At 66.6% G+C, this 24,434-nt stretch carries 23 protein-coding genes and 2 pseudogenes; 19 read left to right on the top strand and 6 right to left on the bottom strand.

Translation table 11 applies throughout. From position 1 onward, the window contains the following. The first annotated feature begins 116 nt into the window (after positions 1 to 116). The 5 genes from ppc to ACZ50Q_RS02635 all read left to right on the top strand — a co-directional run bounded on the left by ppc (position 117) and on the right by ACZ50Q_RS02635 (position 7,301). Positions 117 to 2,966 (top strand): phosphoenolpyruvate carboxylase, encoded by a 2,850-nt coding sequence (gene ppc / locus ACZ50Q_RS02655; RefSeq protein WP_464080452.1) that lies wholly within the window; start codon positions 117 to 119, stop codon positions 2,964 to 2,966. Positions 2,967 to 2,989: 23 nt separating this feature from the next. Beyond that, a complete protein-coding gene (locus ACZ50Q_RS02650) occupies positions 2,990 to 3,388 on the top strand; it encodes a VOC family protein (RefSeq protein ID WP_464080451.1) in 399 nt (132 codons plus the stop codon). Positions 3,389 to 4,093: 705 nt separating this feature from the next. Continuing rightward, positions 4,094 to 5,029: a 3-hydroxyacyl-CoA dehydrogenase family protein gene (locus tag ACZ50Q_RS02645; RefSeq protein ID WP_076521833.1), complete on the top strand. Its 936-nt coding sequence runs from the start codon at positions 4,094 to 4,096 to the stop codon at positions 5,027 to 5,029. Between the two features lie 175 nt (positions 5,030 to 5,204). Further along, positions 5,205 to 6,545 (top strand): short-chain fatty acid transporter, encoded by a 1,341-nt coding sequence (locus tag ACZ50Q_RS02640; protein ID WP_464080450.1) that lies wholly within the window; start codon positions 5,205 to 5,207, stop codon positions 6,543 to 6,545. 27 nt (positions 6,546 to 6,572) lie between these two features. Then, positions 6,573 to 7,301 carry an SDR family NAD(P)-dependent oxidoreductase gene (locus tag ACZ50Q_RS02635; protein WP_076517365.1) on the top strand — a complete coding sequence of 243 codons (729 nt, stop codon included), beginning with the start codon at positions 6,573 to 6,575 and terminating at the stop codon, positions 7,299 to 7,301. A 53-nt stretch (positions 7,302 to 7,354) separates the two neighbouring features. Here ACZ50Q_RS02635 and ACZ50Q_RS02630 read toward each other — a convergent pair whose 3' ends face one another. Further along, the gene (locus ACZ50Q_RS02630; protein ID WP_076517367.1) at positions 7,355 to 8,137 is read right to left on the bottom strand and encodes an IclR family transcriptional regulator; all 783 of its coding nucleotides are present in this window, start codon (positions 8,135 to 8,137) and stop codon (positions 7,355 to 7,357) included. 193 nt (positions 8,138 to 8,330) lie between these two features. Here ACZ50Q_RS02630 and ACZ50Q_RS02625 point away from each other — a divergent pair, with 193 nt between their 5' ends. From ACZ50Q_RS02625 to ACZ50Q_RS02600, 6 genes are all read left to right on the top strand, one after another. After that, positions 8,331 to 9,020: a 3-oxoacid CoA-transferase subunit A gene (locus ACZ50Q_RS02625; RefSeq protein ID WP_008167144.1), complete on the top strand. Its 690-nt coding sequence runs from the start codon at positions 8,331 to 8,333 to the stop codon at positions 9,018 to 9,020. Continuing rightward, on the top strand, positions 9,017 to 9,661 hold the full coding sequence (locus ACZ50Q_RS02620) for a 3-oxoacid CoA-transferase subunit B (protein ID WP_076517368.1): 645 nt from the start codon (positions 9,017 to 9,019) through the stop codon (positions 9,659 to 9,661). The genes ACZ50Q_RS02625 and ACZ50Q_RS02620 overlap by 4 nt, the downstream gene beginning before the upstream one ends. A 108-nt stretch (positions 9,662 to 9,769) precedes the next feature. Continuing rightward, a complete protein-coding gene (gene catC, locus ACZ50Q_RS02615) occupies positions 9,770 to 10,045 on the top strand; it encodes a muconolactone Delta-isomerase (RefSeq protein ID WP_076517370.1) in 276 nt (91 codons plus the stop codon). Positions 10,046 to 10,057: 12 nt separating this feature from the next. Beyond that, complete coding sequence (locus ACZ50Q_RS02610) at positions 10,058 to 10,354, top strand: YciI family protein (RefSeq protein WP_076517371.1); 297 nt, start codon at positions 10,058 to 10,060, stop codon at positions 10,352 to 10,354. Between the two features lie 52 nt (positions 10,355 to 10,406). Further along, positions 10,407 to 11,186, top strand: a complete 780-nt coding sequence (gene pcaD / locus ACZ50Q_RS02605; RefSeq protein WP_092581460.1) for a 3-oxoadipate enol-lactonase — start codon at positions 10,407 to 10,409, stop codon at positions 11,184 to 11,186. A gap of 5 nt (positions 11,187 to 11,191) precedes the next feature. After that, positions 11,192 to 12,232 carry a cyclase family protein gene (locus tag ACZ50Q_RS02600; protein ID WP_076517375.1) on the top strand — a complete coding sequence of 347 codons (1,041 nt, stop codon included), beginning with the start codon at positions 11,192 to 11,194 and terminating at the stop codon, positions 12,230 to 12,232. Between the two features lie 155 nt (positions 12,233 to 12,387). Here ACZ50Q_RS02600 and ACZ50Q_RS02595 read toward each other — a convergent pair. The 3 genes and pseudogenes from ACZ50Q_RS02595 to ACZ50Q_RS02585 form a co-directional block, all read right to left on the bottom strand. Further along, a pseudogene (locus ACZ50Q_RS02595) lies at positions 12,388 to 13,554 on the bottom strand (PDDEXK nuclease domain-containing protein). After that, a pseudogene (locus ACZ50Q_RS02590) lies at positions 13,551 to 13,838 on the bottom strand (tyrosine-type recombinase/integrase); the annotation flags it as partial. The pseudogenes ACZ50Q_RS02595 and ACZ50Q_RS02590, both read right to left, overlap by 4 nt. A gap of 263 nt (positions 13,839 to 14,101) precedes the next feature. Beyond that, complete coding sequence (locus ACZ50Q_RS02585) at positions 14,102 to 14,428, bottom strand: PsiF family protein (RefSeq protein ID WP_464080449.1); 327 nt, start codon at positions 14,426 to 14,428, stop codon at positions 14,102 to 14,104. A 242-nt stretch (positions 14,429 to 14,670) separates the two neighbouring features. Between ACZ50Q_RS02585 and ACZ50Q_RS02580 the strand changes: the two genes are divergently transcribed. The 3 genes from ACZ50Q_RS02580 (at position 14,671) to ACZ50Q_RS02570 (ending at position 16,567) form a co-directional block, all read left to right on the top strand. Further along, positions 14,671 to 15,021, top strand: a complete 351-nt coding sequence (locus ACZ50Q_RS02580) for an FxLYD domain-containing protein (protein WP_092582824.1) — start codon at positions 14,671 to 14,673, stop codon at positions 15,019 to 15,021. Between the two features lie 183 nt (positions 15,022 to 15,204). Next, positions 15,205 to 15,855 (top strand): carbonic anhydrase, encoded by a 651-nt coding sequence (locus tag ACZ50Q_RS02575; RefSeq protein ID WP_076517384.1) that lies wholly within the window; start codon positions 15,205 to 15,207, stop codon positions 15,853 to 15,855. Between the two features lie 112 nt (positions 15,856 to 15,967). After that, a complete protein-coding gene (locus tag ACZ50Q_RS02570) occupies positions 15,968 to 16,567 on the top strand; it encodes a glutathione S-transferase (protein ID WP_464080448.1) in 600 nt (199 codons plus the stop codon). A 66-nt stretch (positions 16,568 to 16,633) separates the two neighbouring features. On the opposite strand, the gene ACZ50Q_RS02565 is transcribed toward ACZ50Q_RS02570, so the two are convergent. Beyond that, the gene (locus ACZ50Q_RS02565; protein ID WP_464080447.1) at positions 16,634 to 17,602 is read right to left on the bottom strand and encodes an AraC family transcriptional regulator; all 969 of its coding nucleotides are present in this window, start codon (positions 17,600 to 17,602) and stop codon (positions 16,634 to 16,636) included. Positions 17,603 to 17,704: 102 nt separating this feature from the next. On the opposite strand from ACZ50Q_RS02565, the gene ACZ50Q_RS02560 reads away from it, so the two are divergent. Then, positions 17,705 to 18,568: an oxidoreductase gene (locus ACZ50Q_RS02560; protein WP_464080446.1), complete on the top strand. Its 864-nt coding sequence runs from the start codon at positions 17,705 to 17,707 to the stop codon at positions 18,566 to 18,568. Between the two features lie 125 nt (positions 18,569 to 18,693). After that, positions 18,694 to 19,275 carry a hypothetical protein gene (locus ACZ50Q_RS02555; protein WP_464080445.1) on the top strand — a complete coding sequence of 194 codons (582 nt, stop codon included), beginning with the start codon at positions 18,694 to 18,696 and terminating at the stop codon, positions 19,273 to 19,275. A 67-nt stretch (positions 19,276 to 19,342) separates the two neighbouring features. Here the strand turns inward: ACZ50Q_RS02555 and ACZ50Q_RS02550 are convergent, their stop codons facing one another. Then, positions 19,343 to 20,680, bottom strand: coding sequence for a DUF3100 domain-containing protein (locus ACZ50Q_RS02550; RefSeq protein WP_076517413.1), 1,338 nt, complete (start codon positions 20,678 to 20,680; stop codon positions 19,343 to 19,345). A gap of 290 nt (positions 20,681 to 20,970) precedes the next feature. Between ACZ50Q_RS02550 and ACZ50Q_RS02545 the strand changes: the two genes are divergently transcribed. From ACZ50Q_RS02545 to ACZ50Q_RS02535, 3 genes are all read left to right on the top strand, one after another. Then, positions 20,971 to 21,906 carry a LysR family transcriptional regulator gene (locus ACZ50Q_RS02545; RefSeq protein WP_092582829.1) on the top strand — a complete coding sequence of 312 codons (936 nt, stop codon included), beginning with the start codon at positions 20,971 to 20,973 and terminating at the stop codon, positions 21,904 to 21,906. A 211-nt stretch (positions 21,907 to 22,117) separates the two neighbouring features. Then, positions 22,118 to 23,860: a nitrite/sulfite reductase gene (locus tag ACZ50Q_RS02540; protein WP_076517417.1), complete on the top strand. Its 1,743-nt coding sequence runs from the start codon at positions 22,118 to 22,120 to the stop codon at positions 23,858 to 23,860. Continuing rightward, positions 23,853 to 24,404 carry a DUF934 domain-containing protein gene (locus ACZ50Q_RS02535; protein WP_464080444.1) on the top strand — a complete coding sequence of 184 codons (552 nt, stop codon included), beginning with the start codon at positions 23,853 to 23,855 and terminating at the stop codon, positions 24,402 to 24,404. The genes ACZ50Q_RS02540 and ACZ50Q_RS02535 overlap by 8 nt, the downstream gene beginning before the upstream one ends. The last annotated feature ends 30 nt before the right edge of the window (positions 24,405 to 24,434 follow it).

Here is a 24,434-nt window from a genome sequence, read left to right as displayed (position 1 = left end):
CCGTAAGGAACGCTGCGTAAAATCGACCGATCGATTTCCAGGTTTGTCCCTAAGGTTCACCGCAACGCCCCCTTCGACCTTTCCCCTCCAACGGCCTACAGACGGATCTCCGCACGATGAATGCCAAGCGCACGCAGTCCGATTCCGCAGCACCCTTGCGTCACGATATCCGGCTGTTAGGCCGACTGTTAGGAGAGGTCATCGAAGAATGCGAAGGCAAGCGCGTCTTCGACACCATCGAGACCCTGCGCCGCACCGCCGTCAAGTTCCGCCGCGAAGGCGACGACGCCGACAGCAAGCTGCTCGAACAGCGCGTCAAGCGGCTGCAGGGCAGCGACCCCAACTCCGTCGCGCGCGCCTTCAGCTACTTCCTGCACCTGGCCAACATCGCCGAAGACCGCGACCAGAACCGCCGCCAGCGCGAACGCGCCCTGACCGACGCCACGCCCGCGCGCGGCAGCCTGCGCGAAGCCATCCAGATCCTGGGCGGACAAGGCGTCGGCGTCGCGCGCATCCGCCGGCTGCTGGCCGAAGCCTGCGTCATGCCCGTGCTCACCGCGCATCCCACCGAAGTGCAGCGCAAGAGCACCCTGGACGTGCACCGCGAGATCTCCACCGCGCTCGCGCAGCGCGAAGCCCAGCTCACGCCCGACGAGCTGGCCGAGCTCGACACCGCCCTGCTCGGCCGCGTCGCCACCCTGTGGCAGACCCGCATGCTGCGCTACACGCGCCTGACGGTCGCCGACGAAATCGAAAACGCGCTCTCGTACTACCGCAGCACCTTCCTGCAGGTCATCCCGCGCCTATACGGTGACCTGTCCAAGCTGCTCAACCGCGAATCCGCCAAGCCCTTCGCCGCGCCGGCCCCGCCCCTGGAGCCCTTCCTGCGCATGGGAAGCTGGATCGGCGGCGACCGCGACGGCAACCCCAACGTCGACGCCGCCACCCTCGAACGCGCCCTGCTGCGCCAGGCCACCGTCCTCTTCGAGCACTACCTGCAGGAAGTCCACGCGCTGGGCGCCGAACTGTCCATCACCACCCTGCTCATCGCCGTCGACCCGCAACTGCTGGCGCTGGCCGAGCGCAGCGGCGACGACTCGCCGCACCGCCGCGACGAACCCTACCGCCGCGCCCTCGTCGGCGTCTACGCCCGCCTTGCCGCCACCGCGCAGCGCCTGACCGGCCAGAACCTCGCCCGCCGCAGCACCGTCGCCGCGCCCGCCTATGACGCGCCCCAGGAGCTGGCGGCCGACCTGGCCATCATTGCCGCCTCGCTTGCCGCCCACCACGGCGCCCCCGTCGCCAAGCTGCGCCTGTCCGGCCTGCAGCAGGCCGTTGAAGTCTTCGGCTTTCACCTCGCCACGGTCGACCTGCGCCAAAGCTCGGACGTCCACGAAAACGCGCTCGCCGAACTCTTCTCCCGCGCCGGCGTCACGCACGACGGCAAGCCCCTGGACTACCTGGCGCTGTCCGAAGACGAACGCGTCGCGCTGCTGCGCGCCGAACTCGCCCAGGCGCGCCCGCTCGCCTCGCCCTGGATCGCCTACAGCGAAGACACCACCCGCGAACTCGCCGTCCTGCGCGCCGCCGCGGCCGGCCGCGCGCGCTACGGCAAGCAGGCCGTGCGTCAGACCATCGTCTCCCACACCGAGACCCTGAGCGACCTGCTCGAAGTCATGGTCCTGCAAAAAGAAGCCGGCCTCATCGCGCCCGCCGGCCAGGACATCCTCCCCGAAGACGGCCTCATGGTCGTGCCGCTCTTCGAAACCATCCCCGACCTTCAGCGCGGCGCCGACATCATGGCCGCCTGGCTCGACCTGCCCGAAATCCGCCAGCGCGTGAAACGCGCGCAGAACGGCGCGCAGGAAGTCATGCTGGGCTACTCGGACAGCAACAAGGACGGCGGCTTCCTCACATCCAACTGGTCGCTCTACCAGGCCGAACGCGCGCTCGTCGACGTCTTCTCCAGCCGCAACGTGCGCCTGCGCCTCTTTCACGGACGCGGCGGCTCCGTCGGCCGCGGCGGCGGCTCCAGCTTCGACGCCATCCTCGCCCAGCCGCCCGGCACCGTCGCCGGCCAGATCCGCCTGACCGAACAGGGCGAAGTCATCCAGAGCAAATACAAGGACGCCGAAGTCGGCCGCTGGCACCTTGAACTGCTGGTCGCCGCCACCCTGGAATCCAGCCTCGCGCCCCGCGCCGAAGCCACCAGCGCCGAAGACGCCCACATGGCCCACCACGGCCCCGCCATGTCCTTCATGTCCGAGACCGCGCAGCGCACCTACCGTGGCCTCGTCTACGACACCCCCGGCTTCGCCGACTACTTCTTCGCCGCCACGCCCATCAGCGAAATCGCCGGGCTGAACATCGGCTCGCGCCCCGCCTCCCGCAAGAAAGGCCAGCGCATCGAAGACCTGCGCGCCATTCCCTGGGGATTCTCCTGGGCCCAGTGCCGCCTCATGCTCACCGGCTGGTACGGCATGGGTTCCGCCATCGAGGCCTACCTGGAAACCGGCGCACCCGACGCCCCCCGCTCCCGCCGCAGCCGCCTCGCGCAACTGCGCGAAATGGCCCGCGACTGGCCCGCGTTCCGAACCTTGCTCTCCAACATGGAAATGGTCCTGGCCAAATCCGACCTCGCCATCGCCGCCCGCTACGCCCAGCTCGTGCCGCAACGCGCCCTGCGCGAACGCATCTTCGGCGCCATCAGCGCCGAACACGGCCGCACGCTCGCCATGCTCAAGCTCCTGACGCAGCGCGAACTGCTGGCCGACAACCCCACGCTGCAAGCCTCCCTGCGCGAACGCTTCGCCTACATCGACCCGCTGAACTACCTGCAGATCGACCTCATCCGCCGCCACCGCGCCGCCCAGAAGAACCCCGCCGCCGAGGTCGACAAGCGCGTGCAGCGCGCCATCCACCTGACAATCAACGGGATCGCGGCGGGGTTGAGGAATTCGGGGTAAGGGTCCCACGCAGGAATACCAAAATGTTCTCGCACATCTTCGTCAGCGTCAGCGACTTCGACCGCGCCCTGCGCTTCTACAGCGCCATGTTTGAAACCCTTGGGGTCGAATCGCGATTCTGCGATAGAGACCGGCCGTGGGCCGGATGGCAAAGCAGCGGCCAGCAGCGCCCGTATTTCGTGATTTGCAGGCCCCACAACGGTTTGCCGCATGAACCGGGCAATGGGCAGATGGTCGCGTTCATGGCCGATTCCCGGGAGGCCGTGCGGCGGGCGCACCAAGCCGCCCTCGAGAACGGCGGCACCTGCGAGGGCCCGCCGGGTCTTCGGCCCGAGTATCACGCACATTACTACGGCGCCTACTTCCGCGATCCGGATGGCAACAAGCTATGCGTGGCCTGTCATAGCGCCACTGAAGCGTAGCGCCGCCAAACCCACGACAACTTCCGCCCCACCGCCGCAAGCGCGCAGCGTCCCCGCTCCGACGCAAGACACCGCGTAAGCCCCACTAGGCCGCCCGCGCGGCCGCCGTGGGGCGGGCCCCGCAAGACGCTCCAAATCCACGCCGCCGCAGAAAAGAACCTAAAGAACCCGTCTCGCCCCAGCGGCCGGCAAGCTCAAACCACAGAGCCCGGCGTGGCGGCGGCCTGGGGTGCGCGGGGCGTGTAGATGCGCCCGAGGGAAACCGTAGGGAGCCGAAGGCGGACGAGGTTGACGAAGGGGCAGTCCGGAGCGAAGGCTCCGGACCGCAATCGTAGCCCCGCGCGCCCCAGGCCGCCGACGCGCCGGGCGTCAGAAGAACGCGCTCCCGCGCCAGCCGCCGGCCCAGCGCCAAAAGAACGCACCCCCGCGCCAGCCGCCGGCCCGGCGCCAAAAGACCTCACCCCTAAGCCAGTCCCTCACCGTCCACCCACCGAACACCCCCCATCCCCCATTTGTCCACCCCCAGCGACTTTTAGTACTATCCCCGACAGAAATTCTATATACGCACAAATGTTCGCATATAGAACAAAACGATTTTTCTGGCCGAGCGCGCACAGAAAGGCACCCCTGGACGAGACAGAGTTCACCCTGATCCCCCGCGTGCCCGCCTGCAAGCCGCCCGCCGCAAGCATCCAGCGAGCCATCATGGAAACTCCCCTCAAGAACGTCGCCATCATCGGCGCAGGCGCCATGGGCAGCGGCATCGCCGCGCTGTTCGCCTCGAAGGGACTCGACGTCGTCCTCATCGACCCGATGGAAGGCGCCCTCGAGCGGGCCTTGAAAACCATCGACCGCCAGTTGAACGTCTACGCCCCCGGCCAGGTCCAGCAAGCCATCCAGCGCATCCGCCTGGAACCCGGCCTTGAAGCCGCCGCCGCCAGCGACCTCGTCATCGAAGCCGTCCCGGAAAACCTGGACCTCAAGCGCGGCATCTTCACCAAGCTCGACGCCCTGTGCCCCGCGCACACCGTCTTCGCCACCAACACCTCCGGCCTGTCCATCAACGCCATCGCCAGCGCCGTCCTGCGCCGCGACCGTTTCGTCGGCGCCCACTTCTTCACGCCCGCCGACGTCATCCCCCTCGTCGAGGTCGTCCGCAACGACGACACCTCCGAAGACACCGTCGCCAAAGTCATGGCCACCCTGCGTTTTGCCGGCAAGCGTCCGGTCCTCGTGCGCCAGGACATCCCCGGCTTCATCGCCAACCGCATCCAGCACGCCCTCGCCCGCGAAGCGATCTCGCTGCTGGAAAAAGGGGTCGCCAGCGCCGAGGACATCGACGAAGTCGTCAAGTGGAGCCTCGGCATCCGCCTCGCCCTGTCCGGCCCGCTCGAACAGCGCGACATGAACGGCATCGACGTCCACTACGCCATCGCCAGCTACCTCTACAAAGACCTCGAAAACCGCACCGAACCGTCCGACCTGCTCAAAAGCAAGGTCGACAGCGGCCAGCTCGGCGCCAAGAGCGGCCAGGGCTTCTACACCTGGAGCCCCGAACGCCGCGAGCGCGTCCTGCGCGAAAAAAGCGCCGCCCTGGGCGAACTGGCCGCCTGGCTGAACGGCAAGGCCGGCGACTCCTGAGCAGCGGCACGCCCCGATTCCAAATACAAGGCGCTGCGGCCATGACCGATCGCGCCACCGGGCCACGAGCCCAGCCACACAAAGAAAAGCAATCGTCCGGCGCGCCCGCACCGTCACCCGATGACGCGCGCCGCCGGACACCAGAGAACCGCCTTACGGAGTTGTTGGAGGCACCATGAATAAATTGGCTTCATTCTTTACCGAGTTGATGCGCAAGTATCTGCCCGATCCGTTCGTCTTTGCGATCGCGCTGACCCTGCTCACCGTGCTGCTCGCCATGGGCATCGAAGGCCAGGGCATCGGCGACGTCACCCGCGCCTGGGGCAAAGGCTTCTGGAGCCTGCTGGCCTTCACCACGCAAATGGCCGTCATCCTCGCCATGGGCTACGTGCTGGCCACCGCGCCGCTGACCGACCGCCTGCTCAACCGCATCGTCAGCCACGTCCACAAGCCGCACACCGCCATCATCGTCGCCACCCTGGTCGGCGGCGTGGGCAGCTACCTGAACTGGGGCTTTGGCCTGGTCATCGGCGGCATCGTCGCCAAGAAACTGGCCCTGAAGGTCAAGGGCGTGCACTATCCCCTGATCATCGCCGCGGCCTATAGCGGCTTCACCATGTACGGCCTGGGCCTGTCGGCCAGCATCCCCGTGCTCGTCGCCACGCCTGGCCATCCTACCGCCAAGCAGATGGGCACCATTCCGCTGTCGGAAACCATCTTCTCCGTGCCCATGCTGATCACCAGCCTGGTCATCATCATCACGCTGCCGCTGCTCAACGCCTGGCTGCACCCCAAGAAGGGCGAAAAGATCGTCGAGGTCGACCCCAACATCGACCGCGACGCCAACGCCAACAGCGCCGCCGACGACCTGCTGGAAAAAGGCACCCTCGCCTCCAAGCTCAACAACAGCCGCCTGCTCAGCCTGCTCATCGGCGCGCTGGGCGTGGCCTATGTCGTCTTCCACTTCATGGACGGCGGCTCGCTGGACCTGAACCTCATCAACTTCATCATCCTGTTCCTGGGCATCATCCTGCTGGGCACGCCGGCCGCCTACGTCGCCAAGCTGACTGAGGGCATCAAGACCATCTCCGGGATCATCCTGCAGTATCCGTTCTACGCCGGCATCATGGCCATCATGGCCGCGTCGGGCCTGGTCACCTCGATCTCCAAGGTCTTCGTCGACGTCGCCACGCCCGAAACCCTGCCGTTCTGGGGCCTGATCAGCTCGTTCGTCATCAACTTCTTCGCGCCGTCCGCCGGCGGCCACTGGGTCATCCAGGGACCGTTCATGATCGACGCCGCCAAGGAAATCGGCAGCGCGCTCAACCAGACCACCATGGCCGTCATGCTGGGCAACGCCTGGAACGACCTGGTGCAGCCCTTCTGGATCCTGCCGGCGCTGGCCCTGTCCAAGCTGAAACTGCGCGACGTCATGGGCTATACCGTCATCATGATGCTGTGGGTCGGCGTGATCCACATCACCGCCGTCCTCGCATGGGGCTATTTGACCCATTGAGTTCCTGAACACTGAACGGAAACCGATATGACCAAACCCACCGCATATCTCGTCACCGGCGGCAGCGCCGGGATCGGCGCCGCCATCATCCGCATGCTGCTCGATGCCGGCCACAAAGTCGTCAACATCGACTACAAGCTGCCCGAGAATCCCCCGGCGGGTCTGGTCTCGTATCAGGCCGATCTGACCGATGAGGCGCGCACCCAGGAAGTCGCCCGCGAAGTCACCAGCGCCTACAACATCGTGGGCCTGGTCAACAACGCTGGCGCCACCCGCCCCGGCACGGCCGACACGGCCACGCTGGCGGACCTGGACTATGTGGTGAACCTGCACCTGCGCACCGCGCTCATCCTGGTGCAGGCGGCGTTGCCCGCCATGCGCGAAGCCGGCTTTGGCCGCATCGTCAACATGTCGTCGCGCGCCGCGCTGGGCAAGCCGGACCGCGTCGTCTACTCGGCCACCAAAGCCGGCCTCGTCGGCATGACGCGCACGCTCGCCATGGAACTGGGCGGCGACGGCATCACCGTCAACGCCATCGGCCCCGGCCCCATCGCCACCGACCTCTTCACCAAGAGCAACCCGGCCGGCGCGCCGCAGACCGAGCGCATCATCAACAGCATCGTCGTCAAGCGCCTGGGCACGCCCGAAGACGTGGCGCGCGCCGCGATGTTCTTCCTGTCGCCCGACAACGGCTTCGTCACCGGCCAGATGCTGTACGTCTGCGGCGGCACGACGCTCGGCGTCGCGCCCATCTGAGCGCGGCCGCCATGTCCGTCCGGCCCGACCTCGCCGCCGCCCGCAGGCGCCGTCTAGCGGCGCAGCAGCGCGTGGTTGATCTGGTCGGCCGCGCGGCGCAGCGGCGGCAGAAAGGCCTCCAGCATCGCCTCGCGCGAGAACCGGTTGGCGTGGCCGCTGACGTTCATCGCCGCGATCACGCGGCCGCTGCGATCCAGGATGGGCACCGCCACGGATTGCAGGCCCGGCTCCAGTTCCTGCGCCACGCACGCGTAGCCATCGGCGCGCACGCCGGCCAGCACGCGCTTGAGCTCGGCAACGTCGGTCACCGTGTGCTCGGTGTAGGCCCGGATCTGGCTCATCGCCAGCACCCGGTCCAGTTCCGCTTCCGGCAGGCCGGCCAGCAGCACGCGGCCCATCGACGTCACCCATGCCGGCAGGCGGCTGCCCACGGCCAGGTTGATCGTCATGACTTTATGCGTGGACAGGCGCAGGATGTAGACAATGTCGGCGCCTTCCAGCACCGACACGGAGCAGGACTCGCGCGTCAGCTCGGCGACTTCTTCCATGTAGGGCAGCGCCAGGTTCCACAGCGGCGTGCCCGACAGATAGGCGTAGCCCAGTTCCAGGATGCGCGGCGTGAGCGCGAACTTGCGGTCATCGACCGTGACGTAGCCCAGGTGCTCCAGCGTCAGCAGGATGCGGCGCGCGCCGGCCCGGGTCAGGCCCGTCACCGCGGCGACCTCGGACAGCGTCATCTGAGAACGTTCCGGACCGAAGGCGCGGATCACCGACAGCCCGCGCGCGAAGGATTGCACGTAGCTGTCGCTGGGTTGCTGGGGATCTTGCTCGGCCATCCGTCTGGTTCCAAGAGTAAAAGGCCCGCCCCGGCGAGCCTTGCGTCGCCCCTTGCGGACGACTCCGAACGATGGAGAGTGCGGTGTGCGGCATGCCTTGACGCCTTCGCATTCCCCATGAAACGATGTTCTTCAGAAGAACGAAAGTTCTAATGAAGAACAAATTATGACACGCCACCTATGAGCGAACATCATGATCTCTAAGCTTGTTGCAAGCGCTGCCGCCGCCCTGGCGGACGTCCCTGACGGCGCCACCGTCATGATCGGCGGCTTCGGCACCGCCGGCCAGCCCATGGAACTGATCGACGCCCTGCTTGAACAGGGCGCCAAGGACCTGGTCATCATCAACAACAACGCCGGCAACGGCACCACGGGCCTGGCCGCCCTGCTGGGCGCCAATCGGGTACGCAAGATCATCTGCTCGTTCCCGCGCCAGGCGGACTCGCAGATCTTCGACGGCCTGTACCGCAGCGGCAAGCTGGAACTGGAACTGGTGCCCCAAGGCAACCTGGCCGAGCGCATCCGCGCCGCCGGCGCCGGCATCGGCGCGTTCTTCACGCCCACCGGCTACGGCACGCCCCTGGCCGACGGCAAGGAAACCCGCGAGATCAACGGCCGCCAGTACGTGCTGGAATATCCGCTGCACGCCGATTACGCGCTCATCAAGGCCGAGCGCGGCGACCGCTGGGGCAACCTGGTCTATCGCAAGACCGCCCGCAACTTCGGCCCCATCATGGCCAGCGCCGCGCGCGTGGCCGTGGCCCAGGTGCGCGAAGTCGTCGAACTGGGCGAGCTGGACCCCGAAACCGTCGTCACCCCCGGCATCTTCGTCAAGCGCGTCGTGCAGATCGCAGGCCAGCCGGCCGCCAAGGAGCAGCAATGAGCACCAAACTGACCCGCGACCAGATCGCCGCCCGCGTCGCGCAGGACATCCCCGAAGGCGCCTACGTCAACCTGGGCATCGGCCTGCCCACCCTGGTCGCCAACCACCTGCCGGCCGGCCGCGAAGTCATCCTGCACACCGAGAACGGCATGCTGGGCATGGGCCCCGCGCCCGCCAAGGGCGAGGAAGACTATGACCTCATCAACGCCGGCAAGCAGCCCGTCACCGAACTGCCCGGCTGCTCGTTCTTCCATCACGCCGATTCGTTCGCGATGATGCGCGGCGGCCACCTGGACATCTGCGTGCTGGGCGCCTTCCAGGTCTCGCAGCACGGCGACCTGGCCAACTGGCACACCGGCGCGCCCGACGCCATCCCCGCCGTGGGCGGCGCGATGGACCTGGCCATCGGCGCCAAGGACGTCTTCGTGATGATGGAACTGCAGACCCGCGAAGGCCAGAGCAAGCTGGTCGAGACCTGCACCTACCCGCTGACCGGCGTGCGCTGCGTGTCGCGCGTGTACACCGACGTGGCGGTGTTCGACATCAACGCCAACGGCGTGACGGTCACCGACATCTTCGGCGACACCACCGCCGACGACCTGCTGCGCCTGACCGGCCTGCCGCTGAAATTTGCGAACTGACGTTTACCCGCTGAAGTTTTCCGATTGAATCGGCGCGCTGGACCGCCAGCCGCCAATGTTGCCGATACACCGCCCCGCGCGCCGGGGCGGCATCATGGAGAGTCCATCATGTTGTTCATGGTTCAAATGCAAGTCAATCTGCCCGTCGACATGCCCGCCGAGCGCGCCGACAAGCTCAAGGCCGACGAAAAGGCCCTGGCGCAGCAACTGCAGCGCGACGGCAAATGGAAGAGCCTGTGGCGCGTCGTCGGCCGCTACGCCAACGTCAGCATCTTCGACGTCGACAGCAACGACGAACTGCACACGCTGCTGTCGTCGCTGCCGCTCTTTCCGTACATGGATATCGAAGTCACCGCGCTTGCGCGCCATCCCTCGGCGATCTGACAGGAGCCTGGCATGCCCTACATCATCGAAACCTTCGACAAGCCCAATCACCAGGAAGTGCGCCAGCAGCACCGCGCCAAGCACCTGGAATACCTGGACGCCAACAAGCAGCTCCTGCTGGCGTGCGGCGCCAAGCTGCAGGATGACGGCAAGGATGCCGGCGGCGGCCTGTACATCGTCGACGTGGAAACGCGCGACGCCGCGCAGCAGTTCATCGACGCCGACCCGTTCGCGCAAGCCGACCTGTTCGACCGCGTGACCATCACCCGCTGGCGCAAAGCCTACGTCGACGGCGTCTGCCACCTGTAATACCCGCGCGGCCGCCCCACGCGCGGCCGCGGCTTTCCCCGAGGAATCCCACATGTCTTATGCCGATCTCAGCCAGGCACGGCTGTTCTACGTCATCGATGGCCCCGCCGACGCGCCGGTGCTCGTGCTCTCCAATTCGCTGGGCACCTGCTCCGACATGTGGGCCCGCCAGATCCCCGAGCTCACCAAGCACTTCCGCGTCCTGCGCTACGACACCCGCGGCCACGGCAAGTCCTCCATCCCCGAAGGCGAGTACAGCTTCGAACAGCTGGGCAACGACGTCGCGGAACTGCTGGCCCACCTGGACATCAAGCGCGCGCATTTCTGCGGCCTGTCCATGGGCGGCCCGACCGGCCTGTGGCTTGCGCTTGCGCGGCCCGAACTCGTCGGCAAGCTGATCCTGTGCAACACCGCCGCGCGCATCGGATCGGCCGAAGGCTGGAGCGCCCGCATCGCCGCGGTCGCCGAGCAGACGCTGGAAAAGATGGCGCCCACGCTCGTCGAGCGCTGGCTGACCGATGGCTACCGCGCCGCGCAACCGGGTCTCACGCAAGTCCTGATCGACATGCTGCGCCGCACGCCGGACGCCGGCTATTCCGCAAATTGCGCCGCGCTGCGCGATGCCGACTTCCGCGAGCAGGTGGCGTCCATCACCGCGCCCACGCTGGTCATCTCCAGCACGCACGACCTGGCCGCCACGCCCGCGCAAGGCCGCGAACTGGCCGCCGCCATTCCCGGCGCGCGCTATGTGGAACTGGACACCTCCCACATCTCGAACTGGGAACAGCCGGAAGCCTTCACCCGCGCGGTCGTCGACTTCCTGTCGGAGTGAGCCGCATGCAACGCTGGAAGCAACGGCCCGAAGGCTCCAACTGGGGCGACTTCGGGCCCGACGACCAACTCGGCCGCCTGAATCTCATCACCGAAGAACAGGTCCTGAAAGGCGCACGCGAGATCCGCGCGGGCAAGACCTTCTGCCTGTCCCTGCCGCTGGACCTGCCGGGCGGCAACGTCCTGAACCCGCGCCGCCATCCCCCGCGCCTGAGCCCCACGACGCTCAAGGACACCCCATACCTGAACTTTCCGCTGAAGAACGTCAACCCGGACGCGCTGGACGTGCTGAGCGATGACCAGGTGCTGCTGTCCATGCAGTATTCGACGCAGTGGGACGCGCTGGCGCACGTGGGCGCCCTGTTCGACGCCGATGGCGACGGCAAGCCCGAGCTGCGCTACTACAACGGCTTTCAGGCCGGCGTGGACGTCGTCGGCCCCGCCGATGGCGACCACACCGGCTGCGGCTGCAACAGCGGCGGCCCCTCCGCCGCGCTCAAGCTCGGCATCGAAAACCTGGCGCAGAAAGGCATGCAGGGCCGCGGCGTGCTGGTGGACCTGTTCCGCCACTACGGCCCGGGCCGCACACTGATCGGCCACGCCGAACTGATGCACGTCCTGGAAACGGACCGCATCACCGTCGAGCCCGGCGACATGCTGGTGCTGCGCACCGGCTACGCCGAAGCCGTGGTCGCCATGAACGGCACGCCGGACCCCGACGTGCTGCACACCTATGGCGCCGCGCTGGACGGCACCGACGACGCGCTGCTGCAATGGATCACGGACAGCGGCATCGCCGCCCTCTGCGCCGACAACTACGCGGTGGAAGCCTATCCCGCCCGCGAAAAGGCCGGCGCGCGCCCCATGCTGCCGCTGCACCACCATTGCCTCTTCAAGCTGGGTCTGCCGCTGGCCGAACTCTGGTATCTGAAGGACCTGGCAGCGTTCCTGCACGCCAACGGACGCCACCATTTCATGCTGACCGCGCCGCCGCTGCGGCTGCCGCACGCGATCGGATCGCCGGTCACGCCGATCGCGACCGCTTGACGCCCCTGGTGTGGGTGTCTGACACCCACACGCCATCCTGAACCGGCGCCAAGTGGGTGTCAGACCCCCCTGTAACGCCGGAAATCTCTACTTCTGATCCGGACTAATTCGGGGTTAGGGTCACGAGCCCGACGGCGGTAAGCCGAGACGTATAACTATGGCTTGTCGTCCTTGAGGGACAGCGTTCCGCGAGATTCGAGCAGCCGCCGCGTGTTCTCCAGTTCCTTTTGCAGCAACTCGGCGTCGGGCAACACTGTCCGGTAGTTGGCCGCCATCACCTTGGTCGGCAGACCATCCAATGCATACCGCGCCAGGGCATGGCCCTTGTCAGCGCACAGGATCAGGCCCACCGGCGGGTTCTCATCCGGGTAGGCCTAATGCTCCTTGGCATAGTTGCAGTACATATGCATTTGTCCTACATCGGCATGGGTCAGGCTGCCCAGTTTCAGGTCAATAATGACCAGGCAGCGCAGCTTGCGATGGAAGAACAGCAGATCCACCCGATACCAGGTTTGGTCGATACGTAACCGACGTTGCCGCCCGACGAAGGTGAAGCCTTCGCCCAGTTCCAGCAGGAAGTCTTCCAGCCGCTGGATAAAGGCCGCTTCCAGGTCGGATTCCGAATACTCGTCCTTGAGGTCGAGGAACTCCAGCACATACGGGTCTTTGATGGCGTCATTGGGCGCGACGGCATCCTCTGGCTTGGCCACCGAACCCTTGACCAGCATCGCCGCCTTGTCTTTTGACAAGGCCGTGCGCTCGTAGAACTGGCTACCGATCTGCCGATCGAGCTGGCGCACGCTCCAGCCCCCACGCAGCGCCTCGGCCTCGTAGAACTGACGGGCATGGTCATCCTTGACCGACAGCAGCCGGACATAGGCCGACCAGGGTAGCGTGAAGACCTGGGCCAATTCGGAGAGGTCGAATTTCCGAGACACTGTCTCGGAATTCTCGATGGGCAGTCCGTCTCCAGATTTCCGAGACAGTGTCTCGGAAATTGCCTCAAGGGGGTAAGCGACGAAGAAACGCCGCATGTTCTCCAGGTTGTCCGGGCTGAACCCGCGCCCGAACCGGGCCGTCAGGTCGGCGGACAACCGCGCCATCAACTGCTCGCCGTAACCGGCCCGCCGCCTCCCTTTCTGCTCGGCTTCGACGATCCGTCGGCCAATCTCCCAATAGCTGGCCGTCATCAGCGCGTTGACACTGCGCGCCGCCGCCTGGCGCGCCGCGTCCAGCAACTCGACGATGCCGCCGTGGATGCCGGCATAGCCGGCCGGTAAGGCAGCGGGTTTCCGCGCTGCCACGGGCGTCTTCCTTGTCATGCTGTCACCTCCATAGAACGGGACGCCCCGGTAATCGCCAGCCGCCGATTCGCCACCAGTTCGGCCACATCCCGTACCGGCTTGTCCTCGGCATGAACATAGTGCATACACATCGCCACGGTCTTGTGACCTGTGAGCTTCATGCCCACCTTGGTCGGCACGCCCGAATTGGCAATGTCGGTCGTCGCCCGGTGGCGGATGCCATGCGTGCCGACATGCGGCACATCAGCGGCCTTGAGCACGCGCGTCCAGCCGCCGTAGTGTTCGCCGTGGGTCATGTGCCGCATCGACTACGGACTTGGTGAGCTTGATTTTCGCCATGATGACTCCTCGGAAAGCCCGGTTTCCAAGAGCCGCATGGGAGCCACGCGAAGGGAAGCCGGGTCAAGTTCCGGAAAGCACCGGCATATGTTGAACTCGCCTAAGTGATTGATAAACCCGATGTATCTAGCCTTGGCGTAGTCCAGCGAATTGCAGTACTAGAGTCATCGTGAAACAAAAAAAAAGCGCCAGACAGCAATCTGGCGCTTTCTTCCTTCCCGGGCCATCAGCCCTTCAGGCAGTTGCTCATGAACGTCTTGCGCCCATCGCCGGTGAGTTTCTGCTCGGCGGCCTTGGCGTTGCAGTCCTTCATCTTCTGCTGCTGCGGCGTCAGTTGCTTGGCGGGCTCTTCGCCCTTCAGGCAACTGCTCATGAAGGCCTTGCGGTCATCGCCCTTCTTGCCCTCCGCGGCCTTGTTGCAGTCCGACATGCGCTGCTGCTGCGGCGTTGGCGTCTTGGCGGTTGACGGGGTGGCGGGGGTCTGCGCCTGCGCGCCGGCGAAACATGCGGACAACAGAATGGCCGAAGCCAGCTGGCTGATACGGGAAAGCATGAATTCCTCCCTTGAGCGCCCACGAGCGTGAGGGCACGCGCAATGCGGGCGGCACGGTCCGCCGGCCAAGGCGCCGGCCCGGTCATCATCGGACAATCCCCGCGCCTTCGCAACATCCGCCGCAACCTGTTACCCATTCATCCGTCTGGCCCGTTGTCTCCCCGCCCGGAAAGGAGTGAGATACGCATAACCCGCGCCGCGCCATGCCACGAACGCCAGACCGCGCGCCTCAGGAGACAACCATGAAGCCACTCGTCCTTGCCACGCTGGCCCTGCTGGCCGGCCTGACCGGCCTGTCCGGCGCCGCCGGCGCGCAGAGTCTTGCCTACGGCATCACGCTCGGCAACGTCCAGGCCGTGCGCGACACCACCCGCAACGTCTCCACCATCACCGGGTTTCTCGCCAACCAGTCCGACCGCGCCGTCAACAGCGTGCTCCTGACCTACGTCCTCTACGACGCGCAGGACCGCGAAGTGGGCCGGGTGCGCGAGGACGTCGTCGGCCCCCTGGCGCCCGGCCAGATCAAGGTGGTCAAGGCCATCACGCCCCTGGAATTCACCCGCGTCAACGCGCTGGACGTGGCCGCCCGCTAGCGCCGGCGGCGCCCGGACGGATCAAAAAACCCTTTTCGAATCAGGGTCTAGACAGGCGGCTATCAGGCCAGTTATGGGAAAATCCTGGCTGCCGGCTCGATAAAAGGGGCTTCCACACGAAGCCCCTTCGTGCGTCTGCCGGCGCGCCAGCAAGCCTGGCCTCGATACTAGGAAGTGAAGATCATGTTTCCCAAAAGACTCTCTGAAGGCTACCAATCTTTCCTGGACGGCCGCTTCCAGACGGAAAGCAGCCGCTATCAAAAGCTGGCCGAAATCGGCCAAAGCCCGGAAATCCTGATCATCGGCTGTTGCGACTCGCGCGTGTCGCCCGAAGTCATCTTCGACGCGGGCCCCGGCGAAATGTTCGTGGTGCGCAACGTGGCCAACCTCGTTCCGCCCTGTGATCCGGACTCGGAATCGTCGTACCACGGCACCAGCGCCGCCATCGAATTCGCGGTCAGCGGCCTGAACGTCAAGCACATCGTCGTGCTGGGCCACGCGTCCTGCGGCGGCATCCGCTTCTTCTTCGACGACGCCAAGCCGCTGGCCAAGGCCGACTTCATCGGCAAGTGGATGTCCCAGATCGAACCCGTGGCCAAGCGCCTGGACCGCGGCACCGGCGACCGCCAGGCCAACCTGAAGCGCCTGGAACTGGCCACCGTCGAGCACAGCCTGAACAACCTGATGACGTTCCCGTCCATCCGCCGCCGCGTCGAAAAGGGCGAACTGGAATTGCACGGCACGTACTTCGGCGTGGCCACCGGCGTGCTGTTCCTGCGCGACCCGGCGACGGGGGAATTCAATCCCTGCGTGGAAACGGGCGTCACGGAGTAAGCGGCGCGCGGCGATTGCATGTTTCCTGTCTTCCCGCTCGTCATCCACAGACGGGCTGGACAGTGTTCGCTCCCATGCGCAACACTGACGCCTCTCACAGACAGGGAACCCCATGAAAATCTTCTTCTCGCCAGCTTCCCCCTTCGTCCGCAAATGCATGGTCATCGCCCACGAACTGGGCCTGGCCGACCGCATTGAAAAGCTCCCCAGCGCCGCCGGTCCCGTCGCTCGCGACCAGACCATCATCCCGAGCAATCCGCTGGGCCAGGTGCCCACCTTCATCACCGATGAAGGCCAGGCGCTGTTCGACAGCCGCGTCGTCTGCGAATATCTGAACGACCTGGGCGGCGGTTCGTTTTTCCCGGCCGGCAAGGACCGCTGGCAGGCGCTGACGGAGCAGGCCATGGCCGACGGCATGCTGGGCGCGGCGCTGCTGGCGCGCTATGAGGCGGTGCTGCGTCCCGAGGCGTTGCGCTGGGACGCCTGGGTCGAGGGCCAGTTGGGGAAGGTGCGCGACGGCCTCGCGCTCATCGAGAAGAACGCCGCGGGCCTGGACGGCCGGGTGGACATCGGCACCATCACCATCGGTTGCGCGCTGGGCTACCTGGACTTCCGCTTTCCGGACCTGGACTGGCGCGCGTCGCATCCGGCCGCCGCGGCCTGGTACGCAAGCTTCAGCCAGCGCCCCTCGATGCAGGCGACCAAACCCTGATCGAACGCGCCAGCGCCACCGCGTTGCATCAAAGCCCCTGGACCGCATGGACAGGGGCTTTTTTGTTCAATGCGACGACACGAAGGTCGCGTCCGCGAACGGCGGCAAGGCAAAGCCCAGCCGCATGCGCCGGGCCTCGGCCGCGGGCGTCAGGCCGAACAGGCGCTTGAACTCGCGGCTGAACTGGGACGGGCTGGTGTAGCCCACGGCCAGGCTCGCCGTCTCCGCCGTCAGCGCCTGCCGCACCATCAGCAGGCGCGCCTGATGCAGGCGCGTCGATTTCACGTACTGCATGGGTGACGCCTGCGTGACCGCCTTGAAGTGGCTGTGAAAGCTCGGCACGCTCATGCCCGCCTCGGCCGCCAGTCGCGCCACGTCCAGCGGTTGCGCGAATTCCGCGTGGATGAGACGCAGGGACCTGCCGATACGGCCAAATGCCCCCCGCATGGCCAGCGCTTCCCGCATCGAACTGCCTTGCGGGCCGGTCAACACCCGGAAATAGAGTTCGCGCAGCAGCGCGGGACCCAGCACTGCGGCCTCCAGCGGCCGGTTCAAGGCCTCGATGAAGCGCAACACCGACGCACGCATCCGGTCGTCCATCGGGGTCGACATCATGCTTTGCGGCGCCTGGGCGGGCGCCGCCGATCCGGCGTCGTCGATCTGCGCCATCAGTTCCGCCGCCAGCACGAAGTCCAGGTGCAGGTAGAGCGCGAGCAGCGGACGTTCGGGCGTGGCGTCGGTCTCCATGCTGAAGGGCACGGGCACGGACACGGCCAGGTAATGCTGCTCGTCGTACAGATATTGGCGATTGCCGAAGTACCCGCGCTTGCGGCCTTGGCAGACGATCACGATGCCGGGGTCGTAAAGCACGGGCGTGCGCGCCAGCGGACCGTTGGCGCGCAGCACGCGCACGCTGGGCAGGGCGGTGAGGTTGTAGCCCTCATTGGGGGCCAAGTCGCGCAGCAGCGCCACCATGGGGGTGACCGCGCAAGGCGGGGCCCCGGCGCCATCCTCGGCCGCAGCGTGAACGGACATAGTTTTGTGCAAGAAATTTAGGGAAATCTGGCTTATTCAGCGCCATCGGCAAGACTAGCATGCACTCTCCTATAGACATCACAGACATTAGAGAGAAGATCGATGGCATCCCCCAAAACCCTGCTCATCACAGGCGTCAGCAGCGGCTTTGGCCGCGCGCTCGCCGAAGAGGCCCTCGCAGCCGGCCATCAGGTCGTCGGAACGGTGCGCACCGTCCAGGCCCGGCTCGCGTTCGAAGCCCTGTCCCCCAGCGCCGCGATCGGCCGTGTGCTGGACGTGACCGACTTCGATGCCATCGACCGCGTCGTGGCGGAGATCGACGCCCAGGTCGGCGGCATCGACGTATTGGTCAACAACGCGGGCTACGGGCACGAGGGCGTGATGGAAGAATCGCCGCTGTCGGAAATGCGCCGCCAGTTCGATGTGAACGTGTTCGGGGCGGTCGCGATGATGAAGGCGGTCCTGCCCTTCATGCGTCAGCGCCGGCGTGGCCACATCCTGAACATCACCTCCATGGGCGGCCACATCACCATGCCCGGCATCGCCTACTACTGCGGCAGCAAGTTCGCGCTGGAAGGCATTTCCGAGGCGCTGGGCAAGGAGGTGCGATCCCTGGGCATCGCCCTGACGGCCGTGGCGCCGGGATCGTTCCGCACCGACTGGGCTGGCCGGTCCATGGTGCGCACGCCGCGCTCGATTGCGGACTATGACGGCATCTTCGACCCCATCCGCCAGGCCCGCGAAGCGAAAAGCGGCAGGCAACTGGGCGATCCGCGCAAAGCGGCGCGCGCAATGCTTGCGGCCATCGCCGCGGAGCATCCGCCCACCCATCTGCTGCTCGGCAGCGACGCCCTGGCCCTGGTGCGCGACAAGCTGTCCGCCTTGAGCCAGGAAATGTCCGCCTGGGAGGCGCTGACCGTTTCCACGGACGGGGGTGGCATGGACGAGGTCTCCGCGCGCCGTTGAACGTCGCAAGCGACCGGTCGGGTATACCCCGACGCAGGGCGCGGGCAGCTCCCACCTCTGTTACATTGAACTTGTAACTCGCTGGACGGACCAACTTTCAGGCCAACCACGATCAGGAGCCCCGCATGAATGTTGCTGCGATCTCCGCTGTTTCCGGCGCTGCCGCGCCCTACCCCGCGCGCGCGTCGATGCTGGATGAAAACCGCCCCGCCTGGGAAGCCGAACAGGCTGCACGGGCCCACGCTGCCCAGCAGGCCCAGCGCACGGCACGGGCCCAGGACGCCTGGGAAGCCCGGCGTATCGAACAGGCCGAGGCCGCCAGATCGGTCCGCGCCGATCAAGACGCATCGGCGGTCCGCGACCGGGCGCGCTCTCCGGCTTCGCCGCTCGTGCTCGCCGCCCCGGCGCTCAACGTCGACGAATTGCGCGATCTCTACGCCGAATCCCGGATGCGGCGCGCCGTCGAGGAATTTTCCACCCGCCCGGATCCGCTGGCGCAGCGCGCCGACACCGCCAATGACTGGGGCACCATCGAAGGGCTGGCCCCGTTGCAGCCCTACCGCGTCGCGATGGGCAATCCGCAGGTCGAGCTGCAGGCGGCCGCGGCGCTGAAGGCTGCCGGCATCGGCGTGCCGAAGGTCGCCAATATCGGCCCCACCGAGAACGCCACGGACAACGCGCGCTACCGGCCCGGCGCGGCGCCCTGACCTTCGCATGGCGCACCAATGACAAAGCCGCCTGCAAGAGGCGGCTTTGTCGTGAAGCGCGGGGTGATCAGTGGAAGAATTCCGCGATCATCGTGGCGCCCATGAAGGTGCCGGCGTTTGCTGCCAGCGACACCACCACGATCTTCCAGCCCAGCTTGCGGAACGCGGGCAGGTCCTTCAGGATCGACAGGCCGGCCATGGCCAGGATCACCGTGGTGAACGGCAGGAAGTTGACCTTGCCGACCAGCGCGATGATCTGATCCGAGTAGGGCAGCACGCCGGGGCAGCCCGCGGTCATGGCGATCAGCGACAGCACGAACACGGCGGGCAGCTTGGGCACGACGCGCAGGATCAGGTCGGTGACGACGACCAGCAGGATGATGATGCCCATGCCGGGCAACGCATCCAGGAACGGCACCTTGTAGCCCAGGCTGTTGCCCACCAGCGCGAACAGACCGCAGATGACGTAGGCGGTCAGGCGGTCGCCAAAACCCATCTTGGCGCTGTGCGCCGGGACGTCTTCGGACACGCTCTCGTCCACGACGGCCTCGCCGGACTTGCCGCGCGAGAAGCGGCCCAGCACCGGTTCCAGCTTGCCGTACAGGAAGATGGTCGTGGGCAGCGAGATGAACAGCGTGAAGTACACGCCCACGACCGTGGTGAGCAGGTTCGCGGCGGCGGCCAGGGCGGCAACCTGATGCGCCATCTCGGGCGTCTGCTGCGAGGCGATGGCGCCCACGCCGGCGGCCATCATGCTGCCCGAGCCCACGCCGGCGCCCATGGCGAGCGAGCGCGGATCGAAGATGTTCAGGCTGGTGATGAAGCCGGCCATCAGCGCCACGAACAGCGCGCCGATCACGGTGCCGGTGATGTATTCCGCCATGACGCCGCGGCCTTCGGGCGAGTTCATGCCGTAGCGTTCGCCAATGATGGCCAGGCTGGGCTCGCGGCCCACCGAGAACGTGGCGCCGATGGCTTCGCGCTTGATGCCCAGCAGCAGGGCCAGCGGCAAGCCGATCGCCATGGTGCCGAAGAAATGGCCGAACTCCTGGAACACGAGCGCCCAGCCGGCCTCGCGCACCTGCGGCAATGCGCCGCCCACCATCAGGCCCAGCTTGGCCAGGAACGGCAGCAGCGCGTATTGCAGGTAGCCGCTGATGCGGGTCTGCATGGCCTTGTCGATGCCGGCGCCCGCCGGCAGGCGCTGGCCAAACGCCGCGACGACGGCGCCGATAAAGATCGCCCACAGCATGGGCTGCAGAACGATCTTGCCCGGACCGACCGAGAAGGTGACGCTGCCGATCGCTTCGGAAATGATCACCACCAGCAGGATGGCGGCGAGCATGCGCACGCGCCCCGATAGCGGCATGGAAGGCAGGGCCAGGCTGGCGCTGGCGTGAGACATTGGTTTTCCCCTGATGACGTGAATCGTTTGCGTGCTGGCGACCCGGAACGCGCCGGGCGGCTCGTGCAGCGCAGCCGGGCATGAGCGCCATCGGCGCCCTGCCGGCGTGCGCAATTTTCGCTCGCCCCTTCCGCGGGCAACCATGACATCCAATGCCGATAAACGTTGCGTAAAATGCAACGGATGCCGATTTACTGGGAAAATTTTGCACGGGACAGCGTTTTGCTAGGGTAAACCCTTAATTCTCATCGTGGAAAATCAGCCGCAATCACGTCACGGGACCTGACGCCATGGACGAAAAACTCGACGCCCGCCGCACCCACTATTTCATGCAGGTCATGAGCCGGGGTTCGGTGCGGGGCGCCGCCGAAGCGCTGGAGATGGACCCCTCCGCCGTCAGCCGGGCCATCGCCGCGCTGGAGCGCGACTGTGGGATGGCGCTGTTCGAGCGTCGCGGCCGGGGCGTGGTGCCTACCGACGCTGGCCACATCCTGGCCCGCTACGTGAAGCGCCAGCAGGACATCCAGGAGAGTTTTTTTTCCGAGATCGACAGCCTGCGCAAGGCCGAGCGCGGCCACATCGACCTGGTGCTGGGCGAGGGCTTCGTGGAACTGATGTTCGACCGCGTCCTGCCCGGCTATTGGCGCAGCCATCCCGAAGTGACGCTGGACATCGATGTGGCCCGCACGTCCGAGATCGTGCAGCGCATCGTGGACGACCGCGCCTATATAGGACTGGTCTTCCAGCCGCCCACCGACGCCCGCCTGCGCACGCATTACTCGCGCCCCGAGCCCATTCGCGCCATCGTGCGCCAGGACCACCCGCTCACGCGCCTGGGCCGCCCCCTGCTGCTGACCGACCTGGCCGATTATCCCGGCGCGTCGATGCAGGAAGGGTTTGGCGTGCGCCAGCACATCCAGGCCGCCGAGATCAGCGAACAGGTCCGGCTGCGCAACGTGCTGACCACCTCGTCTTTCAAGGCGCTGTGGCAGTTTGCGGCGGCCGGCATCGGCTACGCGCTCACGCCGCCCATCGCGGTCACCGCCGACATGCAGGCCCAGCGCCTGGCCAGCCTGCCGCTGGCCAATCCCATCCTGAACCAGGGCAGCCTGCATGTGCTCAGCCGCGCGGGCCGGCACATCTCGCCCGCCGCGCGCGAGCTGCTGGAACACATCGTGCGCGGCATCGGCGCGCACGCGGCCGCGGCCACCGATACGGTCGGCTGACGACGATCTGCTTTTGCCTGGCCCAGGGAGCCGCCCAAGGCGAATCCGCGGACATGGCGCCGGGCCCTTCCCGAGCCCTTATTTCTTTATTACCAGAATGACTTAGACGCCCGCGACGGGTGGCTGTTACGGTTATGAATCCCGTTTTGCCGGCGCCCTGCGCCCGCCCCGCCGTGGGGCTCAGATCGAAAAGACTTCAAGGGCAGTAGACATGTACGTGTATGACCCCGTCGACCAACAGCTCGTCGAGCAGCGTGTGGCGCAATTCGCCGACCAGACGCGCCGCTTCCTCGACGGCCAGCTGACCGAAGATGATTTCCGCGTCCTGCGCCTGCAGAACGGCCTGTACATCCAGCGCCATGCGCCGATGCTGCGCGTCGCCATTCCGTACGGCATGCTGGCGTCGCGCCAACTGCGCACCCTGGCCCACATCGCGCGCAAGTGGGACCGCGGCTATGGGCATTTCAGCACCCGCCAGAACATCCAGTTCAACTGGCCCAAGCTGGAAGACGTGCCGGCCATCCTGGCCGAACTCGCCACGGTGCAGATGCACGCCATCCAGACCAGCGGCAACTGCATCCGCAACACCACCACCGATCACTTTGCCGGCGTCGCGCCGGACGAGCTCGTCGATCCGCTGGTCTGGTGCGAAATCATCCGCCAGTGGTCCACGCTGCATCCCGAATTTGCCTTCCTGCCGCGCAAGTTCAAGATCGCGGTCAGCGGCGCCGTCGAGGACCGCGCGGCCGTGGGCGTGCACGACATCGGCCTGCAGGCCGTCGAGCGCGACGGCAAGCTGGGCTTTCGCGTGTGGGTCGGCGGCGGCCTGGGCCGCACGCCCATCGTCGGCAAGCTGATCAATCCTTTCGTCGAGTGGCAGGACCTGCTGACCTATCTGCAGGCCGCCTTGCGCGTCTACAACCTGCATGGCCGCCGCGACAACAAGTACAAGGCGCGCATCAAGATCCTGGTCAAGGACCTGACGCCCGAGGTCTACGCCCAGCAGGTCGATGAAGAGTGGCAGCGCATCAAGGGCGGCCCGGACACCATCACGCAGGAATTCGTCGACACCATCAAGTCGCGTTTCGTCTGGCCGCAATACGACGCCAGCGCCGCGTCCGACATCGACAACACCGCGGCGCTGGCCGCGGCCGACAAGCGCTTCGCGCGCTGGCTGCGCACCAACGTGCATGCCCACAAGGTGGCCGGCTATGCCGCGGTCACCGTCTCGCTCAAGCCCACCGGCGTGCCGCCGGGCGACATCACCGCCGACCAGATGGATGCCGTGGCCGACCTGGCCGACGACTTCGGCTATGGCGAACTGCGGGTGTCGCACGAACAGAACCTGATCCTGGCCGACGTGCGCCGCGCGCGCCTGCACGAACTCTGGCTCAAGCTGGAATCGCTGAACCTCGCCACGCCCAACATCGGGCTGCTCTCGAACATCATCGCCTGTCCGGGCGGAGACTTCTGCGCGCTGGCCAATGCCGTCTCCATCCCCGTGGCCGAAGCCATCCAGCGCCAGTTCGACGACCTGGACTACCTGTTCGAGATCGGCGAGCTGGACCTGAACATCTCGGGCTGCATCAATTCCTGCGGCCATCATCACGTCGGCCACATCGGCATCCTCGGCGTCGACAAGGCCGGCGAGGAGTGGTATCAGGTCACGGTGGGCGGCCGCCAGAACGGCGCCGCCAAGCCCCTGCCCGACCTGGAATCCACCCATGGCGGCGGCGCGGCCATCGGCCGCATCATCGGCCCGTCGTTTGCGCGCCATCAGGTGCCCGGCGTGGTCGACCGGCTGATCCGCACCTATCTGGGCCTGCGCGACAGCGAAGCGGAGCGCTTCATCGACGTGGTCGACCGCGTCGGCATCGATCCCTTCAAGCAGGACGTGTACGCGGACCCTGCCTTCGCCAAACCCGCCCCGGTCGCGGAGGCCGCCCATGTCTGAAATCTACGCCCACGACGCTCCCGGCCCGCACCTCATCCGCAACGGCCGGCTGGAAGCCGACACCTCGCGTCCGTTCGTGCCCGAACCCGAAGTCCCCGCCGAAGGCCAGGTGCCCGCCGACGAACCCGGCTGGATCGTGCCGCTGTCCGTCTGGAAAACGTCGCGCGCCACGCTGCGCCGCCACAAGCATCCCGTCGCCGTGCTGCTGAACCCCGACGCCGACCTGACCGACCTGGCGGACGACGACGGCACGCTGCACCCCGAGGGCATCGCCTTCATCGCCGTGGACTTTCCGGTCTACACCGACGGCCGCGGCTATTCGCTGGCGCAGTTGCTGCGCACGCGCTATCAATGGCAGGGCGAGCTGCGCGCAGTCGGCGACGTGATGATCGACACCATCCACTACCAGGCGCGCGTGGGCTTCGACAGCTTCCTCGTCAAGCCCGGCCACGATCCGCACAAGGCGCTGGACGCGTTCAAGACGTTCACGGTGCATTACCAGAAGACGTACCGGGCGCCGACGCCGGCCGCGGCCACGGCCTGACGACATCCAGACAGTCCTGACATGCGGCGC

This window comes from Achromobacter sp. T5-5 (assembly GCF_055397965.1).
This window is presented reverse-complemented; position numbering and strand designations above follow the sequence as displayed.